The following is a 17,765-nucleotide window of genomic DNA, read 5'->3' as shown; positions in this document are numbered from 1 at the left end:
AGCTCGCGGCCTTGCGGGATCGCAAACGGCCCGGATGCGCCGCCGTGCATCGTGTAGTCCCATGTTTCAGTTGCTCCGGCCGGCTCATTCGTTGTGTGCGTGCTTGCGTGCGTGCTCCTGTGGCTTGCGCGTGGCACTGCCCGCGCAGGGCAGGTGCAACACCAGATGCAGACCCTCGCGCTCGGCGCGCTGCAACGACAGCGCCGCTCCCCAGCGGCGGGCGAAGAGGGCCAGATCGGTGTGGGGCGGGGCCACCGGCCGCCAGTCCAGATCCAGGCTTTCAGCGCTGTCGCTGCCCACGCTGATCGCCACCCAGCGGTCCGAGACCGCGGTGGGGGCGATCACCGCCTGGCGCGGCGGCTTCTCGCAGGCCCGGGCGCCGAGCAGGAGCGTGCCGTGCGAAGGCGTGGCGTCGCGCACCCGGCGCACCATCTCGGTCAAGGCTGCTTCGAGCGCAGCGGGGGCGCACCGGCACGGCGGACAGCCGTCCTCGGCGCTCAACAAGACCCGGGTTCGCATGTCCAACACGTGCCGCAGGATGTCCGCCAGGCGCGCGAGCACGAGGGGGACGGGGGCCTCATCCATGCGCGACCCTCTGCCCCAGCAAGCGGCGACATTCGGCCTTCAACGCCTCTTTGAACAGCGGCTTCGGCAGGCAGCCGTCGATGCCGGCCTCGCGGCAGTCCCGCCAGGTCTCCGGCCCCGCGTGGGCACTGGCCGCGAGGATGGGGAAGGGCGGCGTCTGGCCGCAGCGCTGCAGCTCGCGCAGCCGGCGGGCGGCCGTGAGCCCGTCCACGCCGGGCATCCGCAGGTCCATCAGCACGATGTCGGGCGGCGCCTTCAGGCAGGCGTCCAGCGCTTGTCTCGCATCGGCGACCACCCGGGCCTCGAAGCCCAGGGTTTCCGCCAGCCCGGCGCCCACCACGCGGTTGGTCTCGTCGTCGTCCACCACGAGCATCTGCGGCCGCTCGTGCAGCAGCAGCGGGGCGGGCCGGGAGCACTCGGCCGTGCATGCCGAGGGGGAGAGCCCCGCCGTCAGCCACGCGAGATCGGCCGCGCTGAAGGGCAGCAGATGCGTCTCGACGCCCAACCGCTCGCGCGACTGACACAACGAGGCGGAGCCTGCCACCACGCCCAGCACGCAGCGGCTGGGCTGCGGCAGCAGCGCGACGAGCTGACAAAGAGAGGCTGCATCGACACTCGTCGACTCGATCCCGATCACCAGCGCCGGGCGGGGATGGCCGGGCGGCAGCAGCCGCAGACGCGCCAGCGCCTGCCCGGGCGAGGGGAAGGTCCGGGTGGCCCAGCCCAGACGCTGCAGCCGGCGCGCGAGCACATGGCCGGCGGCCTCGTCCGCATCGATCACCCAGGCTCCCGCCTGGCGGGCATCGACCGCGGGCGGCTCCTGCCCCTCCCGCTCGAAAGGCAAGGTGTGGCGGAACTTGATGACGAAGGCCTCGCCGCCCAGCGCGGAGAACGAGATCTCCGCGCCGGTGCGCGGGCATCGACCGCGCGCGCGCACGAGCCGCTCACCCTCGGCGAGCCGCATGCGTTTGAGCGCCAGCCGCGCGAGCACCTCGTCGGTCGCCCCGGGGGCTGCCGGCACACCGGCGCCGGCTACGACGACGGTGGCCTGCAGTCGCCGCGGCCCCAGCCGCCCGTGGGCGTGGCAGCTGACGAATCCCTTGGCGAGCAGATCCTGCGCGCCATGCAACAGGCGGTACAGGCCGCACTGCAAGTCCAGCGGGTCGCCGCGGACGCCGCCCGACGGCATGCACGTATCGAACGCAAAGCCCAGACCCTTCTGCCGGCCGGCGGACAACATCTTGCGCGCCGCATCGGCCAACACCTCTGCGAAGTCGAACCCCTTCTCGGCCACGGCCATCTCCAACCTCGTCTCACAACCGACTCTCAGGGGCACTCTAGGCAGCCGTGGCGAACGCGAATATCCCCGGGCGCCGGAAACTTCAGTATCGGAAAGACGGTATCGCGCGGCAGGAAGACGGGTCTGGATAGTCCTCATCCGCCAAAGGTGGCGCATGTCTATAGTCGGCTCACATCAGAACTCGCGGGACGATATGCAGTCGCCCGATTTCCGCAGGCTCTTCGAGTGTTCCCCTGGGCTGTACCTCGCGCTGCTGCCGGACGCCCCGCGCTACACCATCGTCGCCGTCAGCCACGCCTATGCGCAGGCGACGATGACCCGGCCGGACGAGATCGTGGGTCGCGGCTTGTTCGAGGTGTTCCCGGACAATCCGGGTGATCCCGAGGCCACGGGGGTGCGCCACCTGCGCGCCTCGCTGGAGCGCGTGCGGGCCACCGGCGCGGCCGACGCGATGGCCGTCCAGAAGTACGACGTGCGCCGTCCCGAGGCGCAAGGCGGCGGCTTCGAGGAGCGGTGGTGGAGCCCGCTCAATTCGCCCGTTTTCGGACCGGACGGGCACCTCGCCTACATCGTCCACCGGGTGGAGGACGTGACCGAGTTCGTGCGGCTGCAGCAGCAGGGCGTCGAACGCGAGAAGCTCACCGACGAGCTGAGGCAGCACGCCGAGGCGATGGAGGCCGGCGTGTTCCTGCGCGCCAGGCAGCTCCAGCAGGTCAACGAGCGGCTGCGCGAGGCCAATGCCGAGGTGTCGCGCCTGCTCGAGAAGACCCGCGAACTCGACCGGCTGAAGAGCCGGTTTTTTGCGAACGTGAGTCACGAGTTGCGCACCCCTCTGACGCTCATCCTCGGGCCGGTGCGACGCCTGCTCGCCAGTCAGCCTCCGCCTGCCTGGCAGGCCGAGCTGGAGCGCGTCGAGCCCAATGCGCAGCTGCTGCTGCACCATGTGAACGACCTGCTCGACGTGGCCCGGCTGGAAGAGCGGGCCCTGCGGCCGGCCTATGCGCAGGTGGACCTGGCGGGCCTGACCCGCCTCGTGGCCGCGCACTTCGATTCGCCGGCCCAGGAGCAGGACCTGCGCTGGCACGTCCTGCTGCCGAGCGCGCTGCCTGCGCTGGTGGACCCTTCGAAGCTGCAGCGGGTCTTGATCAACCTGCTGTCCAACGCGTTCAAGTTCGCGCCGCGCGGCGGGACGGTGCGGCTGGCCTTGCGGCAAGAGAGCGACCACGCGGTGTTCGAAGTGGCGGACAACGGGCCCGGCATACCGCCCGCCTGGCGCGAGGCCGTCTTCGAGCGGTATGGTCGGCTGCACGAGGGGGCCCACGCCCGCAGCGGCAGCACCGGGCTGGGCCTGGCCATCGCGCGCGAGTTCGTGCTCCTGATGGGAGGCAGCATCCGCGTGGACGAGGCGCCGGAGGGCGGGGCCCTGTTCGTGGTGCAACTGCCTTTGTGCGCACCGGCCGGCATGCCGGTGGCCGAGGCCGCCCCTGAGCAGGCGGGCCTGGCCGAGGATGCGCAGACCATCGTGCGAGCGCTGCGAGCCGAGGTGGCCCGCGAGGCCACGCCACCGCTCGGCGAAGGGCCGCTGGTGCTCGTGGTGGAGGACAACGCCGACATGAGCGCCTTCATCCGGGAGGCGCTGCGCGCCGAGTACCGGGTGGCCGCGGCCTACGACGGGAAGCAGGGCTTGCAGCAGGCCCTCGCGTTGAAACCCGACCTCGTGCTCACCGACATGATGATGCCTTTCATGAGCGGCGAGCAGCTGGTGCAGGCGTTGCGGTCGCGGCGGGAGTTCGACCTCACGCCCATCGTGGTGCTCACCGCGATGGCCGACGCCGAGGCCCGGCTGCGGCTGCTGCGCGAGGGCGCGCAGGACTACCTCATCAAGCCGTTCGCGGTGGAGGAGTTGCGCGCCCGGGTGGGGGCGCTGGTGCGCCACAAGCAGGCTGCCGAGGCCCTACGGCACAGCGAGGAGTCGTGGCGCACGCTGTTCTCGCATGCGGCCGAGGGCATCTTCATCGCTGACCGCGAAGGGCGCTACACCGAGGTCAACGACGCAGGTTGCGCTCTCCTGGGCCGCCCGCGCGAGGCGATCGTCGGCCGCACGATGGCCGACATGCTGCCTCCCGAGGAAGCCGGCCGGCTGCCCGCCGCGCGGGCGGAGGTGCTCGCCGGAGGCATCGACGACCGCGAGTGGACCATGCAGCGCGGCGACGGCAGCCGCGTCTCGGTGGAGGTGAGTTCCCGCATGCTGCCGGACGGCCGCTGGATCGCCTTCGCCCGCGACGTGAGCGAGCGCCGCAGGCGGCTGGAGGCGGCCGAGGAGATGGCCGAGGAACTGGAGCGCCGCGTCGCCAAGCGCACCGAACAGCTGCGGGCCTTGGCGGCCGAACTGGAAGCGGCCGAGAGCCGTGAACGCCGCAAGATCGCACGCGACCTGCACGACGACCTCGGGCAGACGCTGGCCGCCGCACGCATCCGGCTGGCGGAGCTGTGCCACGACGCGCCGGCCGGCGTGCGGGCGAAGGCGCGGGAGATTGCGGCACTGGTGGACCAGGCCGACCGCTTCACGCGCTCGCTGGCGGCGCAGCTGGCGCCGCCCGTGTTGTACGAACTGGGCCTGCTGCCCGCCTTGGAATGGCTGGCCGAGGAAATGGGCCGGCAGTTCAACCTGTTGGTGATCGTGATCGACGATGCGCAGCCCAAGCCGCTGTCGCAGGAGGCCCGCTCGATCGTGTACCGCGCCGTGCGCGAACTGCTCATCAACGTGGCCAAGCACGCGCAGGTGAACAAGGCCAGTCTCACCCTGCGCCGAGAAGACGCGATGCTGCTGGCGCGGGTCGCGGACGCCGGTGTCGGGTTCGCACCGGCAGCGCCCGGCGAAGCACCGGCGCAAGGCCTGGGGCTGCGCAGCGTGAAGGAGCGGCTGGCGTTCATCGGCGGCGCGCTGGAGCTGCGCAGTCTGCCCGGCCGCGGCGTGGAGGCGGTGTTGCGCGTGCCGCTGGCTCTGCACAAACAAGGGGGAACCAATTCATGACCATTCGAGTGCTGCTGGTGGAGGATCACCGCATGGTGCGCGAGGCGCTGCGCGACACGCTCGCGCGCGAAACGGACATCGAGGTGGTGGCGGAAGCCGGGGACGCCGCAAGCGCCCTGGAACAGGCGCGCGAGCTGACGCCCGATGTCATCGTGCTGGACATTGCGCTGCCGGACCTGAACGGCATCGAGACGACGGCGCGCCTGCGCGACACGGGCTCGCGTGCGAAGGTCGTGGCGCTCTCGGCCTATACCGACAAGCGATTCGTCACCGAGATGCTGCGCGCGGGCGCTGCCGGCTACATCACCAAGTCGGCCGCCGGCACCGAGCTCGTGCGCGCCATCCGCAGCGTGGCGGCCGGGCAGAGCTACTTCTGCCCCGAGGTGGCCACGGCGCTGGCGGCCGAGGTGCGCAACAGCGGCCGTGAAGCCGAGACACCGCGACTCGGGCGGCGCGAGCGCGAGGTGCTGCGCCTCATTGCCGAGGGTCACCGGTCGGCTGCCATCGCCGAGCAGCTGCACATCTCGGTGGCCACGGTGGAGGTGCACCGGCGCAACATCATGCGCAAGCTGGGCCTGCACACGGTGGCCGAGCTCACGCGCTATGCGGTCCGCGAAGGCATGGTTTCGCCCTGAGGCCCGGCGCTCGGCCGCCCGGAGCCGGGCCGACACCCCCTCGGGGGGTGGGGCGCAAGCCCCGGGGGCAAAGATACATGCCGGCGCTCGGCCGCCCGGGGGCACAAACATAAGGCATCCCTCCCGGTTTGCCGGTAATGACGTTTCAGGAGGGCGGGCATATCCCGACCCGGCCCTCGCTGCGTAGAGTTTCGCGCCTATGGAAACCGCAACGATCGAGACCTCTGTCCTCGACACCCCCGTCCTGCGCTTCGACACGGCGCGCAGCTTCGTCCAGGAGGTCGATGCCGTCCTGTTCTTCGCCCGCCTGGGTGAGCGTACCCTGCGCTGCTACATGACGCGCGCGGCGCTCGTGGCGTACTTCGGCGCTGAGGAGGACGGCGGCCCGCAGTCCTGCCTGGCCGCTTTCGACCGCTGGGTGGGCTGCATCCACCGCATCGCGCGCCGCTGCATCGGCCAGCGCGGCTTCCCGCTCCAGCCGGTGGTGATCACCGTCGACGACGTGTTCCGGGCCATCGTCGCCAAGGCGTGCTTGCGGTAGCCCCTGCGGTGCGCGGTGGGCGGCCGGCGCGCGTGCCGCTCATATGTTTGCCCCCGGGGCTTGCGCCCCACCCCCCGCGGGGGTGTCGGCCCGGCTCCGGGCGGCCGCGCGCCGGGCATGTATCTTTACCCCCGGGGCGTGCGCCCCACCCCCCGAGGGGGTGTCGGCCCGACTCCGGGCGGCCGAGCGCCGGGCATGTATCTTTACCCCCGGGGCGTGCGCCCCACCCCCCGAGGGGGTGTCGGCCCGGCTCCGGGCGGCCGAGCGCCGGGCCTTGGACCTTGGCATGCCTGCTCAGGTAGCCAGCAGCGCGGCGCGAGCGTCGTCCCAGCGGAAGCGCTCGCGCTCGGTCTCCAGGTCCGGCATGTTGGCGGACCCACCGCCGGGCTTGCGTAGGGTGTCCACGGCCTGGCCGTCGTCGACTCCGATCCGATTCTTCGGGCGCGATGGGGGCAGGGACTTGAGATTTCGCAGAAGCCCGCCCGCCGTGCGCGAACGCAGGGAGGGCGGGAGGCGGTTTGAGGACGCTCAAGTCCCGGCGCGTCGGGCGGCGAAGAATCGCTCTTTCGCACTCCGAAGCCAGACGCCCACGAGGCGCCGCCATGCCGCTGCCGCCCTTCGACCCCTGGTGCACCGCCGTTTCGGTGGCGGAAGTGATGCGCGCGCGCCGACTGTCGCCGGCAGGCCTGCAAGCGCTGCAGGCGCGGCGCTTCACCGACCTCGTCACCCACGCCGCGCACGCGTCGCCGCTCTACGCCCATTGGCTGCGGGGTGCCGACCCCGCCCGCCTCGCGCTGCAAGACCTGCCCGTGGTCCACAAGACGCAGTTGATGCGTTTCTTCGAGCACTGGGTGGCAGACCCTGCGCTGCGCCTCGACGAACTCAGGTGCTTCATCGCCGACCCGTGCCGCATCGCAGAGCCCTACCTCGGCCGCTATACGGTGTGGGAGAGCTCTGGCAGCAGCGGCGAGCCGTGCATCTTCGTGCAGGACGCAGGCGCGCTGGCGGTGTACGACGCGCTCGAAGCGCTGCGGCGTCCGTCTCTTCCGCTGCAGTACCTTCCCGGGCCGTGGCCCTGGGGCGCGCGGATCGCCTTCGTCGGGGCCACCACCGGGCACTTCGCCAGCGTCGTGGCGCTGGAGCGCTTGCGCAGGCTGAACCCGATGATCGGCTCCAGCCTGCGGACCATTTCGTTCTTGCAGCCCACGGCCTCGCTCGTGGAGGAACTGAACCGTTACGCGCCGACCGTGCTGGCGACCTACCCCAGCGCCGCGCTGCTCTTGGCCGAGGAGCAACTGGCAGGGCGGCTGCACCTCGTGTGCGCTCAGGTGTGGACGGGCGGCGAAATGCTCACCGAGGGCACGCGAGCCTTCGTGCAGCAGGCCTTCGGGTGCCCGGTGGTCAACAGTTACGGGGCGTCCGAGTTCCTGCCGGTGGCCAGCGAGTGCGCGCAGGGCCGCCTGCATCTCAACAGCGACTGGGTCATCCTGGAGCCGGTCGACGCCCAGGGGCGGGCGGTGCCGCTGGGAGAGCCGGGAGACACGACGCTGCTCACCAACCTGGCGAATCGGGTTCAGCCGCTGATCCGCTACGACTTGGGCGACCGCGTCACGATCGAGGCCGAGCCCTGCGCATGCGGCAGCCCCTTCCCGGTGATCGACGTGGAAGGCCGCGACGACGACAGCCTCTGTCTGGGACGCGGCGAGACCGCCGTGAGGGTGCTGCCCTTGGCGCTGTCCACCGCGCTGGAAGAGGAGGCGGGCCTCTACGACTTCGAGCTGCTCCAACAAGGGCCGTGCGAGCTGCAGCTGAGCACGGGTTTGGAGGGCGAGGAGGCGACGGCCGCACTGGAGCGCGCGCAGCGCGCCCTGTCGGGTTGCCTGGCGCGCCTCGGCGCCCGCGGCGTGCACGTCCACTGCTGTGCGGGCAAGCGCGCGCCGCGGGGGCGCAGTGGCAAGGTCAAACGCGTGGTGGCGCTTGCCTCCCCGAAGTAGGAGGGGCCCGCGCGCAGCCGCGCCCGGGCGCTGTTGCGGAATCTCAACCGCCATTGCGCGCCTCGGTGTCAAGGTGGGGGCCACTGTCCGTCGTCGATGGACTGGCCGCCCGCACCGAGGAGGCTTCCCACGGCAGGCTGCTGACAGGAGATGCACATGTCGTTTGCTGATCGGGCCGATGCGGGCAGACAGCTGGCCGCCCGGCTGCGCACGATGACTCTGGAAGACCCGGTCGTGCTGGCGCTGCCGCGCGGGGGCGTGCCGGTGGCCTGCGAGGTGGCCCGGGCCCTCCAGGCCCCGCTGGACCTCGTGCTGGTGCGCAAGATCGGCGCACCGATGCAGCCCGAGCTCGCCGTCGCGGCCATTGCCGAAGGGCCCGAAGAGCCGGTGCTGCAGATCGACGAGGCGACGCTGCGCATCAGCGGCACGCCCAGAGAGCACGTGGCACACGAAGTGCCGGTGCAGCTCAAGGAGATCGAGCGCCGCCGGGCGCTGTACCTGCGCGAGCGGGCGCCGCTCGACCTGAAGGGCCGCACCGCCGTGCTGGTGGACGACGGCATCGCCACGGGGACCACCGTGCGCGCCGCCATCCGCGCCTTGCGGGCGCGGCAGCCGCGGCGCATCGTGCTGGCCGTGCCCGTGGCGCCGCCGCAGGAGCTGCCCTCGCTGCGTGCCGAGGTCGACGAGCTCGTGTGCCTGCAGGCGCCGGAGTTCTTCGGCGCGGTGGGCTCGCACTACCGCGATTTCGCTCAGACCTCCGACGAGGAGGTGGTCGCGATCCTGGACGAGTTCGGCCGGCACTGAAGGGCGCCGGGCGGCGGCGCCCTCACACCCCGGCGACGGCGAGCGCCCGGGAAGCGGCCTCGAGGTAGCGACGCGCGCGCGGAAGCCACCGCTCGGGCGCGCGCGGTTGGGCATCGAGCAGGTGGGCGGCCATCAGGCGCGCCCGCAGGACGGCGCGTCTTGCCGTGTACAGCGCATGCAGCGCAGGCGGCGGCCAGTCGTCCAGAGCCTTCTCGCAGCGTTCACGCAGATGCGGTCCGATCGACGGCATGCCTTCCAGCGCGCATTCCATGCCCAGGAACGCCAGCTCGTCGAACGGGTCCAGCTCGCGCAGCGCCGGGTCGAAGGCCAGGCAGTCGATCACCACCGGGGGCTGGAGCATGCACACGTGCTCAGGCCGGAGGTCCCCGTGGCCCTCGACGATGCGGCCCTCGAGCACTCGCTGGCGCAACAAGCCGGCGTGCCGTGCCACTGCATCGTCCAGCCGGTCCATCACCTCCAGCGCGCCGTCCAGGCCGAACCGCCCGTCCAGCAGCACCTCACGGTCCGTGCGCAGTTCGCGCTGGACGCGGGCGAGGTGTTCCTCGGCGCACACCGCGGCCCGGGGGGCGTCGCGGTAGAACTGCGCGAGCGTGACGGCCAGCAGGTCGATCTGCCAGTCCTGCACCGCACCGCGGGCCACGAGCCGGTCGAGCATGGATTCGGCCGGCAGGCGCTGCATCAGCACGATCCAATCCACCGTGGTCCCCGGTGCGGGCAGGGCATGGGAGGGCACGAGGGCGAACTGGCCGTCGCGCCACTTCAGCGCCAGCACGTCGAGGTACACCTGCGGCGCGAGGCGCCGGTTGAGCCGCAGCTCCTCGCGGGCGTCGGCCTCTCGTGCGTCCACCGTCGAGAAGTCCAGAAACGGATACCGCACGGGCTTCTTGAGTTTCAACGCCCGCTCGCCATGCAGCACGACCCACGACATGTGGGTCTCGATCAGCTCCGACGGGCTGCAATCGCCGTCGTGTGCGTCCGGCGACATCAGGAAGTGGAGCTTGGCCGAGGTGTCGAGCAGGTCCATCGCTGCTAGTGCGCCGTCAGGACGGGCAGGTGCATGTGTTGCAGCACCGTGGCCGTAGCGCCACCGAACAGCAGCTCACGCCCCGGGCTGTGTCCGTAGCATCCCATCACGAGGAGATCGGCCTCCACGGCGGCTGCCAGGGTGAGCAAGGCGGTGCCCGCGTCGTCGGGCGGCGGCCCTTCGTGGCGCTCGATGGCGTGTAGCCCATGCAGGCGCAGGTAATCCACCACCTGCTGCTGGTCCTGCACGCGGGAAGCGGCGTCAGCGCTCCAGGTCACGAGATGAATGCGCCGGGCGAGCCCCAGCAGCGGCAGGGCGCCCCGCAGCGCGACCGCGGAGACCCGATCAGGCCGCCACGCGACCAGCGCGCCCTCCAGGCGATCCAGCGGCCTTCCCGCACGCCAGGGCACGAGGGCCGTGGCACACCCCGTGTCCCGGGCCAGGCGCTCCGCCAGATCTGCGGGCAGGTCGAAGGCCTTGGCGTCCATCGGGTCGCGCTGGCCCACCACCACGAGGTCGGCCGTCAAGGCCGCGTGAAAGAGGGCAGACAGGCCCCCCTGCGCGTCGGAGGTGCGCAGCGCGAGCGGCCAGCCTGGGGTCGAGGCCGCCGCGTCGAAGGTGAGGCGTGCCTGGCGTTGGTGCTGGGTCTCGATGTCGGGCGGCCCGGGGACGGTCGCGTAGAGCGCCTCGACCCGTGCGCCGAGCCGCGCACCGAGCGCGCGGGCCCAGGCGAGCCGGCTGGCAGCATGCACGCCGCCATCGAGGTGCACGAGGATGGACCGGCATCCGCTGGCGGCCCGGCGTTCGTCGGGGGTGTCCATGCGCCCAATCTAGGCGCGCCGGCGAGCCGCGACTTGCGCAAGATCATGCGCCGCCCCGTCCGGCCTGCGAAGCTTGCAGGCTCTGCCCGGAGGTCCCCATGCTCCTCTTCGGACTCGACACCCAGGCGTCGTTCGACCGCGCGTTGGCGGCCGAGCTCGGCGTCCCGCTCGCGGCACACGAGGCGCGCGCCTTCGAGGACGGCGAGTACAAGCTGCGGCCCCTGGCCGATCCGCGCGGGGCGGACGTGTACGTCGTGCAGAGCCTGCACGGCGACGACCGGGCAAGCCCCCATGACAAGCTGTGCGCCCTCCTGATGTTCGTCGCCACGCTGCGCGACCACGGCGCCGCCCGGGTCACGGCCGTAGTGCCCTACCTCGCCTATGCCCGCAAGGACCGCCGCACCAAACCGTTCGATCCGGTCACCTCTCGCTACGTCGCGCAATGGCTGGAGGCCGCCGGCATGACGCAGCTCGTCGTGCTCGAAGCGCACAACCCCGCGGCACTGGACAACGCTTTCCGTTGCCCGGTGCAGCACCTCCAGGCGCACCCGGCCTTCGATGCCGTGGCCGATGAGCTGGGCGATGGGCCGCTGGCCGTGGCCTCACCCGACCCGGGCGGCGTGAAGCGCGCACAGCTGTGGCGGGAGCACCTCGAGGGGCGGCGCGGCGGCCCGGTCGGGTTCGCGATGGTGGACAAGCGCCGCAGCGCCGGTGTGGTGAGCGGCACCGAGCTCGTGGCGGGCGACGTGGAGGGGGCGGACGTCCTGCTGCTCGACGACCTGATCGCCACCGGCGGCACTCTCGTGCGCGCGGCCCGCGCCCTGCGCGCGGCCGGCGCTCGCCGTGTCGTCGCCTGCGCGGCGCACGGCCTCTTCGTCGAAGGTGCCGAGCGCACCCTGGCCGACACCGCCCTCGACCGGGTGGTCGTGTGCGACAGCGTGCCCGCGTTCCGGGTGCCGGCGGCCAGCCCCCTGCGGGCGCGCCTCACCGTGGCCTCGTGCGTGCCGATGTTCGCGCACGCGCTGAGGCAGAGTCGCGCTTCTTGGTTGCAGTGAACCTGCGCAGCCAGACGGAGGGAGGACAGAGGGGGAGGGGAGGAGGCGGGAAGGCGCAACAGCCGAGAAGCTGCTGCCAAGCCATCGGGGGCCACCGCGCCGAAAGCCCTGCTTTGCACAGGATCACCAGCACCTCCAGGCAGCAATCGCGGTGCTTGCGCACCGCGACGACACCGGCCGACGGATCGACCCCGGGCCTGCGGCCCAAACGCGGCGGTGACGAACGCTCCAGCACGGTGGCTTGATTCGAGCTTAGGTGCTCGCAGGCGCAGCCGATTGCGTTCCATCAAATGCATCGAATGTGGACGTCGGCGTCTTCTCGGTGTTGTCTCGGCCGAAGCGGCCTGCTCGCGGCCCTGCGATTGCGCCAACGCAATACCCGCGGCCGTCCTCCGCCGCATCGTGATTCGTCTGCGCTCACCGGATGGATTCCCCTTCGAGCCTTCGACTGGAGTTCGTGATGAAACTTCCCTTGCAGATTCGATTCATCGGCCTCGAACCTTCGCCTGCCGTCGAGACCGTGGCCCGAGAGAAGGCGTCCAAGCTCGACCAGTTCCGCCCGGACCTGATGTCGTGCCGCGTCACCATCGAGCTGGCGGACAAGCACAAGCACCAGGGGCGCCAGTTCGCGGTGCGCATCGACGTCACCCTGCCCGGCGGCGAGCTGACCGTCGATCGGGTGCAGGACGAGGACGTGTACGTCGCGCTGCGCGACGCCTTCGACGACATGCGGCGGCAGGTGCAAGACAGCGTGCGGCGCATCCAGGGCCAAACCAAAGCCCACGCCCCCGAGCTCATGGGCGAGGTGGTTCGATTCGACAGCGAAGGCCGCTTCGGCTTCATCCGCTCCGAGGAAGGCGACGAATACTGGTTCGGTCCCGACAACGTCTCGGGCCTGCCGTTCGAGCACCTGCAGGTGGGCGCCGAGGTGCGCTTCATTCCCGAAACGGCGGCCGAGGGCCGTCAGGCCAAGCGGGTGAGTCTCGGCAAACACCATTTCGAGTGACGGAGGCATCATGTCAGTCGCAAGACCACCGCGGGCGACATCTGCACCCGCATCGTGTCCATCGCACCCCCGGGCCTGTCTCTCGAAGAAGCCGCGCGCGTCATGCGCGACCAGCACGTCGGCTGCCTGGTGATCGTGGAGGAGCCGTCGCCCGAGGACCGGCAAGTGGTGGGCGTGCTGACCGACCGCGACATCGTGACGCAAGTGGTGGCCGGGCAGAAGAACCCGAACGGCCTGTGCGCGGCCGACGTGATGAGCCCGCGAGGTCGCCAGCGTGCGCGAGGACGACTCCCTGCTGGACGTGCTGGCCACCATGCGGCGCAAGGCGGTGCGGCGGGTGCCCGTGGTCGGGCCGCACGACCGGCTGATCGGAGTGATCTCGATCGACGACGTGCTGGAGGTGCTGGCCGAGGAGATGCAGGCCGTGGCCGACGCCATCGGCGCCGCCCAGCATCACGAGCAACGGCAGGGCCGCTGAGCCGAGCTGCGCGCCGTCGTCGCATCGAGCGCGCCCGCGGGCGTCGCGCAGCCGGCGACCGTGTTGGCCCGTCACCCCGCCGGCAGGCGGGCAATGAGGTTGCGCACCCAGTCGGGGGTGATCGGTTTGGTGATGAACTCGTCGACGCCCAGCTCGCGGGCCCTCTTGTTGTAGGGCCGCAGTTCGCCTTCCGTGCGCGCCGTCACCATCGCCACGTACGTGCCCCACGAGGCGAGCTGGGGCCGCAGCGTGTCGACCACGGCCAGGCCCTCCATGTCGGGCAATCCCATGTCGCACAGCAGGATACGAGGTTTCACGCCCGCCGCGGCGTCGAGCGCTTCGCGCCCGGAGGCCACGTAGATCACCTCCAGACCTTCGCCACGCAACAGGTCGAGCGTGGCTGCACCGAGCTCCGGATGGTCCTCGACCAGCAGTGTCCGCAGCGGTCTGGCGGGCCGCCGCGCAGGTGCGACGAGCACCGGGGCGCCGTCGATGCTCGAGACGAACTCACTGCCTGCACCCAGTCCCCCGCTGTGGACCAACGGCTCGACGATCTTGTCTTGCTCCTCGTGCGCCACGCCCGGCTCGCTGCTGCGCAGCCCGACGTGCGACCCGGCGTCCCCCGAGTGCATCCCGAGCTCGTGCAGCAGGCGCATGGCCCGCATGTCGTCCATCGTGTCGCCCCCTGACTGCTGTGGACCGGCGACTGGACGCAACCTCCGTACATCTCGTGCAGGCCCTGGCCGATCTCAGACGCCATTGGAAGCGCCCCGGCCGCGGCCACAGCCAATAACCGACCCGCGCAAGGGGGGAAAAGCAGGCTCCGGCGTCGAATCGCCACCGGGCGCGGGGGAGCGGGCTTCGTCCTAGCCCTTGACGCAGATCAACGGCGCGAGCCGCGCCACCTTGCGCGCGAGCCCGGCCCGGTCCGCCGCATCGACGACGGCGGTCACGTCCTTGTAGGCGCCCGGGGCCTCCTCGGCCACGCCGCGCGAAGAAGGGCTGCGCACCAGGATGCCCCGCGTGGCCAGTTCGTCGACGACCTGGCGGCCGTACCAGTGCTTCAGCGCTTCATGCCGGCTCATCGAGCGCCCGGCACCGTGGCAGGCCGACGAGAGCGCGAGCCCCTCCGATTCGCCCGTGCCCGCCAGCACATACGAGCCGGTGCCCATCGAGCCGCCGATCAGCACGGGCTGGCCCGCCGAACGCAGCGCGTCCGGCAAGTCGGGATGCCCCGGCCCGAAGGCGCGCGTGGCGCCCTTGCGATGGACGTACAACGGCCGCAGCCGCCCGTCCACGCCATGCACTTCGAGCTTGCACGTGTTGTGGGAGACGTCGTACAGCAGATCCAGACGTCGAACCCCACGCCTCCGGCCGAGACCACGCCCCCGCGTTGCTCGTCGAAGGCCGCGACGCCGCCGATCGGAAAGCCGTAGCCCCAGTGCGCGTCGGGCATCACGTAACTGGCCTGCACGATGCCCGGCAGGCTTGCGACGTTGGTCGCCTGCTGCCGCACCTTGTCGTCCATCCCGTGCATCAGGTCTTCGGTGGCGTAGAACACCACGGGCACCTGCATGCGTCCTTGAGGTTCGATTTCCCAGACGCACTCGCTGCGCTGGATGAGGGAATGCATGTCCATGGTCAAACGTCCACCACCGTCTGTGCCACCCATCCGGCCTCGGGCAGCGGTTGCACCTTGAGCTCGGTGTACGTGGCACCCTTGACCTCCACGGCCGGTTCGTGGCGCTGCACCGAAACCGGCTCGCCCAGCGCCACGGCATGAAGGCCGTCCTCGCGCAGCTCGACCCGGAAGCCGCCGAAGAGCATGTGCCGCACGCCCATCTGGTAGACCACCGCGTTGAGCCAGTCCGCAAGCAACAGCTCGTCGTCCGGCGCCTGGCACACGATGGGCACGGCCTGCTGTTGCCGCACGCGCTCGGGCGGCGTCACCACCGCAGTCAGCGCGAGCGCTGCCTGCTCGAACGCGCGGGCCTTGGTGCTTCCGTAGCCCCGCACGCCGATGTCCGCCCCGTGATCGAAGTGTTCCCAGCGGTCTTCCATGGACGCACCCTTGCGCTCCTTTTATGCGCGCCGGCAGACGGGCGCCGCTTGCGCCAACGCAACCGGGCAGGGCAGGGGCGAGCATCGGGCCCCGGGCGGGCATGCCGGTCCAGGCCCGCGAAGTTGCGCGGCATCAAACCGGGCGGGGCGAGGGGCGGCAGAGTGGACGCGATGAAGCCGTCTCGCGTGGCCATCGTGGGCTGGGGGCATCTGGGAGCGGCCTGTGCCGAAACCCTGCGCGGCCAGCCCGACCTGGCACTGGCCGGGGTGGTCCAACCTCCGGAGCCTCCGCCGGCGCTCCCCCTGCCCAAAGGCGTGACGTGCGCCGGGCATGTCAGCGAGCTGGACAGTGCCGACCTTGCGCTCCTGTGCGTGCCCACCGACCGCGCGACCGACGCGGCCCACGACCTGCTGCAACGCTGCCTGCCGGTCGTCGAGTGCGCCAGCCTCGAGGCCGACTCGCTGCACCATCACCGCCAAGCGCTGGCCAGAGCCGCCGCGCGGCATCGCGCCGTCGCCGCGCTCGGTGCAGGCTGGGACCCGGGGCTCTTGCAGCAATTGGTGCGCGTGTTCGAGTTGCTGGTGCCCAAGGGCTCCACGCGCGTGAACCGCCACACCGCCACCGGGCTCTATCACCCCGCGGCGGTGGAGTCCGTGCCCGGCGTGCAGGAGGCCCTGAGCACCGAGATCCGCGACGCCTCCGGCCACCCGCAGCGCTACGTCTACGTCCAGCTCGCGCCGGGCGCCCAGTTCGAGCGCGTGCGCTCGCCGATCGAAGGCGACCCGCTGTTCAACGACGAGCCCACGCAGGTGCTGGAAGTGGACGACCTGGCCTCGATGCAGAAGGAGAACTCGGGCATCGTCTTGCAGCGTCTGGGCAGCGGGGGCCCGGGCCCCCATGCCAGCCTCGTGTTCGAGGCGAGGGCGGATGCGACCGCCTTCACCGCCCGGCTGATGGTGGACGCAGCCCGGCTGCTGCGCGCCTTGCCCCCCTCCGCGCGCGGCGCCTGGCTCTACACCCCGTTCGGCCTCGTGCCCTGGACACCTGAGCCCTAGAGGCGCTGGCCTGGTGTGGCGGTGGACGCGCGGGGCGTTGCGTCACCACAGGCGTCACGGCAGGGGTCACGGCAGGGGTCACGGCAGGGGTCACGGCAGGGGTCACGGCAGGGCAGTCGTCGCCCCGGCCCTCGGGCCGGTCGTCCAAGCGGTCGTCCGGGCCGCCCTCAGGCCCCGGCGGACCACACCAGGCGAGGGCGGCCTTGCGTGGCGGCCTCCAGCCGGGTGCCCATCGCCCGGCACCGCGGGACGAGCAGGTCCGTCAGCCACTGGAAGGCAGCCGGGCTGGGGTGCCTCAGGCGGAACTGCCGCACCTGCATCGGCACGATCTCCAGCGCCCGAAGGCTGCCGCTGCGGGCATCCAGAGACGCCGCATACCAGCAGCCCACGTCGCTGCGCAGATCGCCGTGCAGGCCGATCCCCTCGTAGTCGTTGATCAGATCGCCGCAGCCATAGAGGATCAGCTTGCCCGCATGGACCTCGAAGGGCAAGGGATGGTGCGAGGAGTGCCCATGCACCACGTCGGCGACATCCAGTTCGATCAATCGCCGCGCGAAGCGGCGGTGACGCGAGGGCACTTCCTGCACCCAGTTGGCGCCCCAGTGCAGCGACACCAGCACCAGGTCGCCCGGGCCACGGTGGCGGCGCACGACCGAGGCCACCTCCGAGGCCGCCGCTTCGTCCAGCCCGGGCAGCCACGCGATGCCGGCTCGGCGGTCGGTGGCCGCCCACGCCGTCGGCACGCCGCAGTCGGGCGCCGCCCAGGCAAACATCAGCAAGCGCCGGCCGGCGCCGGGCAAGGGCAGGGCGGCGGGGGCTCGTGCGGCCTGTCCATCCCGCCCGGCGCCGGCGTGCCGCAGACCGGCGTCGTCGAGCGCCTGGAGCGTGTCGGCCAACCCTGGCGTGCCCCAATCGAGGATGTGATTGTTCGCAAGGCAGCAGGCGTCGATCCGCGCCGCCTTCAGACAGCTCGTATGAGCGGGGCTCATGCGGTAGTGGACCTCCTTGCCGGGCCAGGCGGAGGGGGACTTCGTGATCGCCGTCTCCAGGTTGACGATCCGCAGGTGCGGTGCCAGGGCGTCCATCACCTCCAACGCGTCGCCCCAGGGGTAAGCGTCGGACACGGGGGCGCCGATGGGGCCGTTGACCCGCTCGGCCAGCCGGACGTACTCGCGCGCATCCCGCACGAAGCTCTCGTACAGCACCGGGGGCACGGGCTCGCGCATGACCTGGTCGATGCCGCGTCCGGTCATCACGTCACCGGCCAGCAAGAGCTCGATGGTGTCCGTGGTCAGCCCTCCTGATTCACGTGCGCAGGGCCCGGGGCCATCAGCCGGCCGAGCCCCACGT

Annotated in this window: 18 protein-coding genes and 1 pseudogene; 10 read left to right on the top strand and 9 right to left on the bottom strand. The window is 71.4% G+C overall.

Annotated features, from left to right (window positions below):
- Positions 1-84 precede the first annotated feature (84 nt).
- On the bottom strand, positions 85-585 hold the full coding sequence (locus OMP39_RS07705; protein WP_264891178.1) for a hybrid sensor histidine kinase/response regulator: 501 nt from the start codon (positions 583-585) through the stop codon (positions 85-87).
- Positions 578-1,885 (bottom strand): response regulator, encoded by a 1,308-nt coding sequence (locus OMP39_RS07700; RefSeq protein WP_264891177.1) that lies wholly within the window; start codon positions 1,883-1,885, stop codon positions 578-580. The genes OMP39_RS07705 and OMP39_RS07700 overlap by 8 nt, the downstream gene beginning before the upstream one ends.
- Positions 1,886-2,078: 193 nt before the next feature.
- Here OMP39_RS07700 and OMP39_RS07695 point away from each other — a divergent pair, with 193 nt between their 5' ends.
- From OMP39_RS07695 to OMP39_RS07675, 5 genes are all read left to right on the top strand, one after another.
- A complete protein-coding gene (locus OMP39_RS07695) occupies positions 2,079-4,919 on the top strand; it encodes an ATP-binding protein (protein WP_264891176.1) in 2,841 nt (946 codons plus the stop codon).
- The gene (locus OMP39_RS07690; RefSeq protein ID WP_264891175.1) at positions 4,916-5,554 is read left to right on the top strand and encodes a response regulator; all 639 of its coding nucleotides are present in this window, start codon (positions 4,916-4,918) and stop codon (positions 5,552-5,554) included. Before OMP39_RS07695 ends, OMP39_RS07690 begins: the two co-directional genes overlap by 4 nt.
- 199 nt (positions 5,555-5,753) lie before the next feature.
- Entirely contained in the window at positions 5,754-6,095 is a 342-nt protein-coding gene (locus OMP39_RS07685) for a DUF1488 domain-containing protein (protein ID WP_264891174.1), read from the top strand.
- A 602-nt stretch (positions 6,096-6,697) separates the two neighbouring features.
- Entirely contained in the window at positions 6,698-8,089 is a 1,392-nt protein-coding gene (locus OMP39_RS07680) for a phenylacetate--CoA ligase family protein (protein WP_264891173.1), read from the top strand.
- 156 nt (positions 8,090-8,245) lie between these two features.
- A complete protein-coding gene (locus tag OMP39_RS07675) occupies positions 8,246-8,893 on the top strand; it encodes a phosphoribosyltransferase (RefSeq protein WP_264891172.1) in 648 nt (215 codons plus the stop codon).
- Between the two features lie 22 nt (positions 8,894-8,915).
- On the opposite strand, the gene OMP39_RS07670 is transcribed toward OMP39_RS07675, so the two are convergent.
- Together OMP39_RS07670 and OMP39_RS07665 are read right to left on the bottom strand one after the other, a co-directional pair.
- Entirely contained in the window at positions 8,916-9,938 is a 1,023-nt protein-coding gene (locus OMP39_RS07670; RefSeq protein WP_264891171.1) for a hypothetical protein, read from the bottom strand.
- A 5-nt stretch (positions 9,939-9,943) separates the two neighbouring features.
- Positions 9,944-10,759 carry a universal stress protein gene (locus OMP39_RS07665; RefSeq protein WP_264891170.1) on the bottom strand — a complete coding sequence of 272 codons (816 nt, stop codon included), beginning with the start codon at positions 10,757-10,759 and terminating at the stop codon, positions 9,944-9,946.
- A gap of 98 nt (positions 10,760-10,857) precedes the next feature.
- Here OMP39_RS07665 and OMP39_RS07660 point away from each other — a divergent pair, with 98 nt between their 5' ends.
- From OMP39_RS07660 to OMP39_RS07645, 4 genes and pseudogenes are all read left to right on the top strand, one after another.
- Positions 10,858-11,814: a ribose-phosphate diphosphokinase gene (locus tag OMP39_RS07660; protein ID WP_264891169.1), complete on the top strand. Its 957-nt coding sequence runs from the start codon at positions 10,858-10,860 to the stop codon at positions 11,812-11,814.
- A 460-nt stretch (positions 11,815-12,274) separates the two neighbouring features.
- Positions 12,275-12,820: an HPF/RaiA family ribosome-associated protein gene (locus OMP39_RS07655; RefSeq protein ID WP_264891168.1), complete on the top strand. Its 546-nt coding sequence runs from the start codon at positions 12,275-12,277 to the stop codon at positions 12,818-12,820.
- Positions 12,821-12,874: 54 nt separating this feature from the next.
- Positions 12,875-12,964, top strand: a pseudogene (locus OMP39_RS07650) (hypothetical protein); the annotation flags it as partial.
- 130 nt (positions 12,965-13,094) lie between these two features.
- The gene (locus OMP39_RS07645) at positions 13,095-13,298 is read left to right on the top strand and encodes a CBS domain-containing protein (protein ID WP_264891167.1); all 204 of its coding nucleotides are present in this window, start codon (positions 13,095-13,097) and stop codon (positions 13,296-13,298) included.
- 71 nt (positions 13,299-13,369) lie between these two features.
- On the opposite strand, the gene OMP39_RS07640 is transcribed toward OMP39_RS07645, so the two are convergent.
- From OMP39_RS07640 to OMP39_RS07630, 4 genes are all read right to left on the bottom strand, one after another.
- Positions 13,370-13,972 (bottom strand): response regulator, encoded by a 603-nt coding sequence (locus OMP39_RS07640; protein ID WP_264891166.1) that lies wholly within the window; start codon positions 13,970-13,972, stop codon positions 13,370-13,372.
- Positions 13,973-14,164: 192 nt separating this feature from the next.
- A complete protein-coding gene (locus tag OMP39_RS15375; RefSeq protein WP_280925500.1) occupies positions 14,165-14,596 on the bottom strand; it encodes an RtcB family protein in 432 nt (143 codons plus the stop codon).
- Positions 14,482-14,937 carry an RtcB family protein gene (locus OMP39_RS15370; RefSeq protein WP_280925499.1) on the bottom strand — a complete coding sequence of 152 codons (456 nt, stop codon included), beginning with the start codon at positions 14,935-14,937 and terminating at the stop codon, positions 14,482-14,484. The genes OMP39_RS15375 and OMP39_RS15370 overlap by 115 nt, the downstream gene beginning before the upstream one ends.
- Before the next feature lie 2 nt (positions 14,938-14,939).
- A complete protein-coding gene (locus OMP39_RS07630; RefSeq protein ID WP_264891165.1) occupies positions 14,940-15,359 on the bottom strand; it encodes an archease in 420 nt (139 codons plus the stop codon).
- A 171-nt stretch (positions 15,360-15,530) separates the two neighbouring features.
- Between OMP39_RS07630 and OMP39_RS07625 the strand changes: the two genes are divergently transcribed.
- Positions 15,531-16,415: a hypothetical protein gene (locus OMP39_RS07625; RefSeq protein WP_264891164.1), complete on the top strand. Its 885-nt coding sequence runs from the start codon at positions 15,531-15,533 to the stop codon at positions 16,413-16,415.
- Positions 16,416-16,582: 167 nt separating this feature from the next.
- On the opposite strand, the gene OMP39_RS07620 is transcribed toward OMP39_RS07625, so the two are convergent.
- Positions 16,583-17,686, bottom strand: a complete 1,104-nt coding sequence (locus OMP39_RS07620; RefSeq protein ID WP_264891163.1) for a CapA family protein — start codon at positions 17,684-17,686, stop codon at positions 16,583-16,585.
- Positions 17,687-17,765: the final 79 nt, after the last annotated feature.

Source organism: Schlegelella aquatica (genome assembly GCF_026013905.1).
Taxonomy (GTDB): Bacteria; Pseudomonadota; Gammaproteobacteria; order Burkholderiales; family Burkholderiaceae_C; genus Caldimonas; species Caldimonas aquatica.
Note: the sequence above shows the minus strand (reverse complement) of the source record. Positions and strands in the feature narration are given on the sequence as shown.

Bases quoted from the DNA above. Each gene is read 5' to 3' on its own strand.
- OMP39_RS07630 (WP_264891165.1), bottom strand. From the start codon at position 15,359: ATGGAAGACCGCTGGGAACACTTCGATCACGGGGCGGACATCGGCGTG.
- OMP39_RS07675 (WP_264891172.1), top strand. From the start codon at position 8,246: ATGTCGTTTGCTGATCGGGCCGATGCGGGCAGACAGCTGGCCGCCCGG.
- OMP39_RS07660 (WP_264891169.1), top strand. From the start codon at position 10,858: ATGCTCCTCTTCGGACTCGACACCCAGGCGTCGTTCGACCGCGCGTTG.
- OMP39_RS07640 (WP_264891166.1), bottom strand. From the start codon at position 13,972: ATGGACGACATGCGGGCCATGCGCCTGCTGCACGAGCTCGGGATGCAC.
- OMP39_RS07655 (WP_264891168.1), top strand. From the start codon at position 12,275: ATGAAACTTCCCTTGCAGATTCGATTCATCGGCCTCGAACCTTCGCCT.
- OMP39_RS07705 (WP_264891178.1), bottom strand. From the start codon at position 585: ATGGATGAGGCCCCCGTCCCCCTCGTGCTCGCGCGCCTGGCGGACATC.
- OMP39_RS07680 (WP_264891173.1), top strand. From the start codon at position 6,698: ATGCCGCTGCCGCCCTTCGACCCCTGGTGCACCGCCGTTTCGGTGGCG.
- OMP39_RS07685 (WP_264891174.1), top strand. From the start codon at position 5,754: ATGGAAACCGCAACGATCGAGACCTCTGTCCTCGACACCCCCGTCCTG.
- OMP39_RS07670 (WP_264891171.1), bottom strand. From the start codon at position 9,938: ATGGACCTGCTCGACACCTCGGCCAAGCTCCACTTCCTGATGTCGCCG.
- OMP39_RS15370 (WP_280925499.1), bottom strand. From the start codon at position 14,937: ATGGACATGCATTCCCTCATCCAGCGCAGCGAGTGCGTCTGGGAAATC.
- OMP39_RS07690 (WP_264891175.1), top strand. From the start codon at position 4,916: ATGACCATTCGAGTGCTGCTGGTGGAGGATCACCGCATGGTGCGCGAG.
- OMP39_RS07625 (WP_264891164.1), top strand. From the start codon at position 15,531: ATGAAGCCGTCTCGCGTGGCCATCGTGGGCTGGGGGCATCTGGGAGCG.
- OMP39_RS07665 (WP_264891170.1), bottom strand. From the start codon at position 10,759: ATGGACACCCCCGACGAACGCCGGGCCGCCAGCGGATGCCGGTCCATC.
- OMP39_RS07700 (WP_264891177.1), bottom strand. From the start codon at position 1,885: ATGGCCGTGGCCGAGAAGGGGTTCGACTTCGCAGAGGTGTTGGCCGAT.
- OMP39_RS07695 (WP_264891176.1), top strand. From the start codon at position 2,079: ATGCAGTCGCCCGATTTCCGCAGGCTCTTCGAGTGTTCCCCTGGGCTG.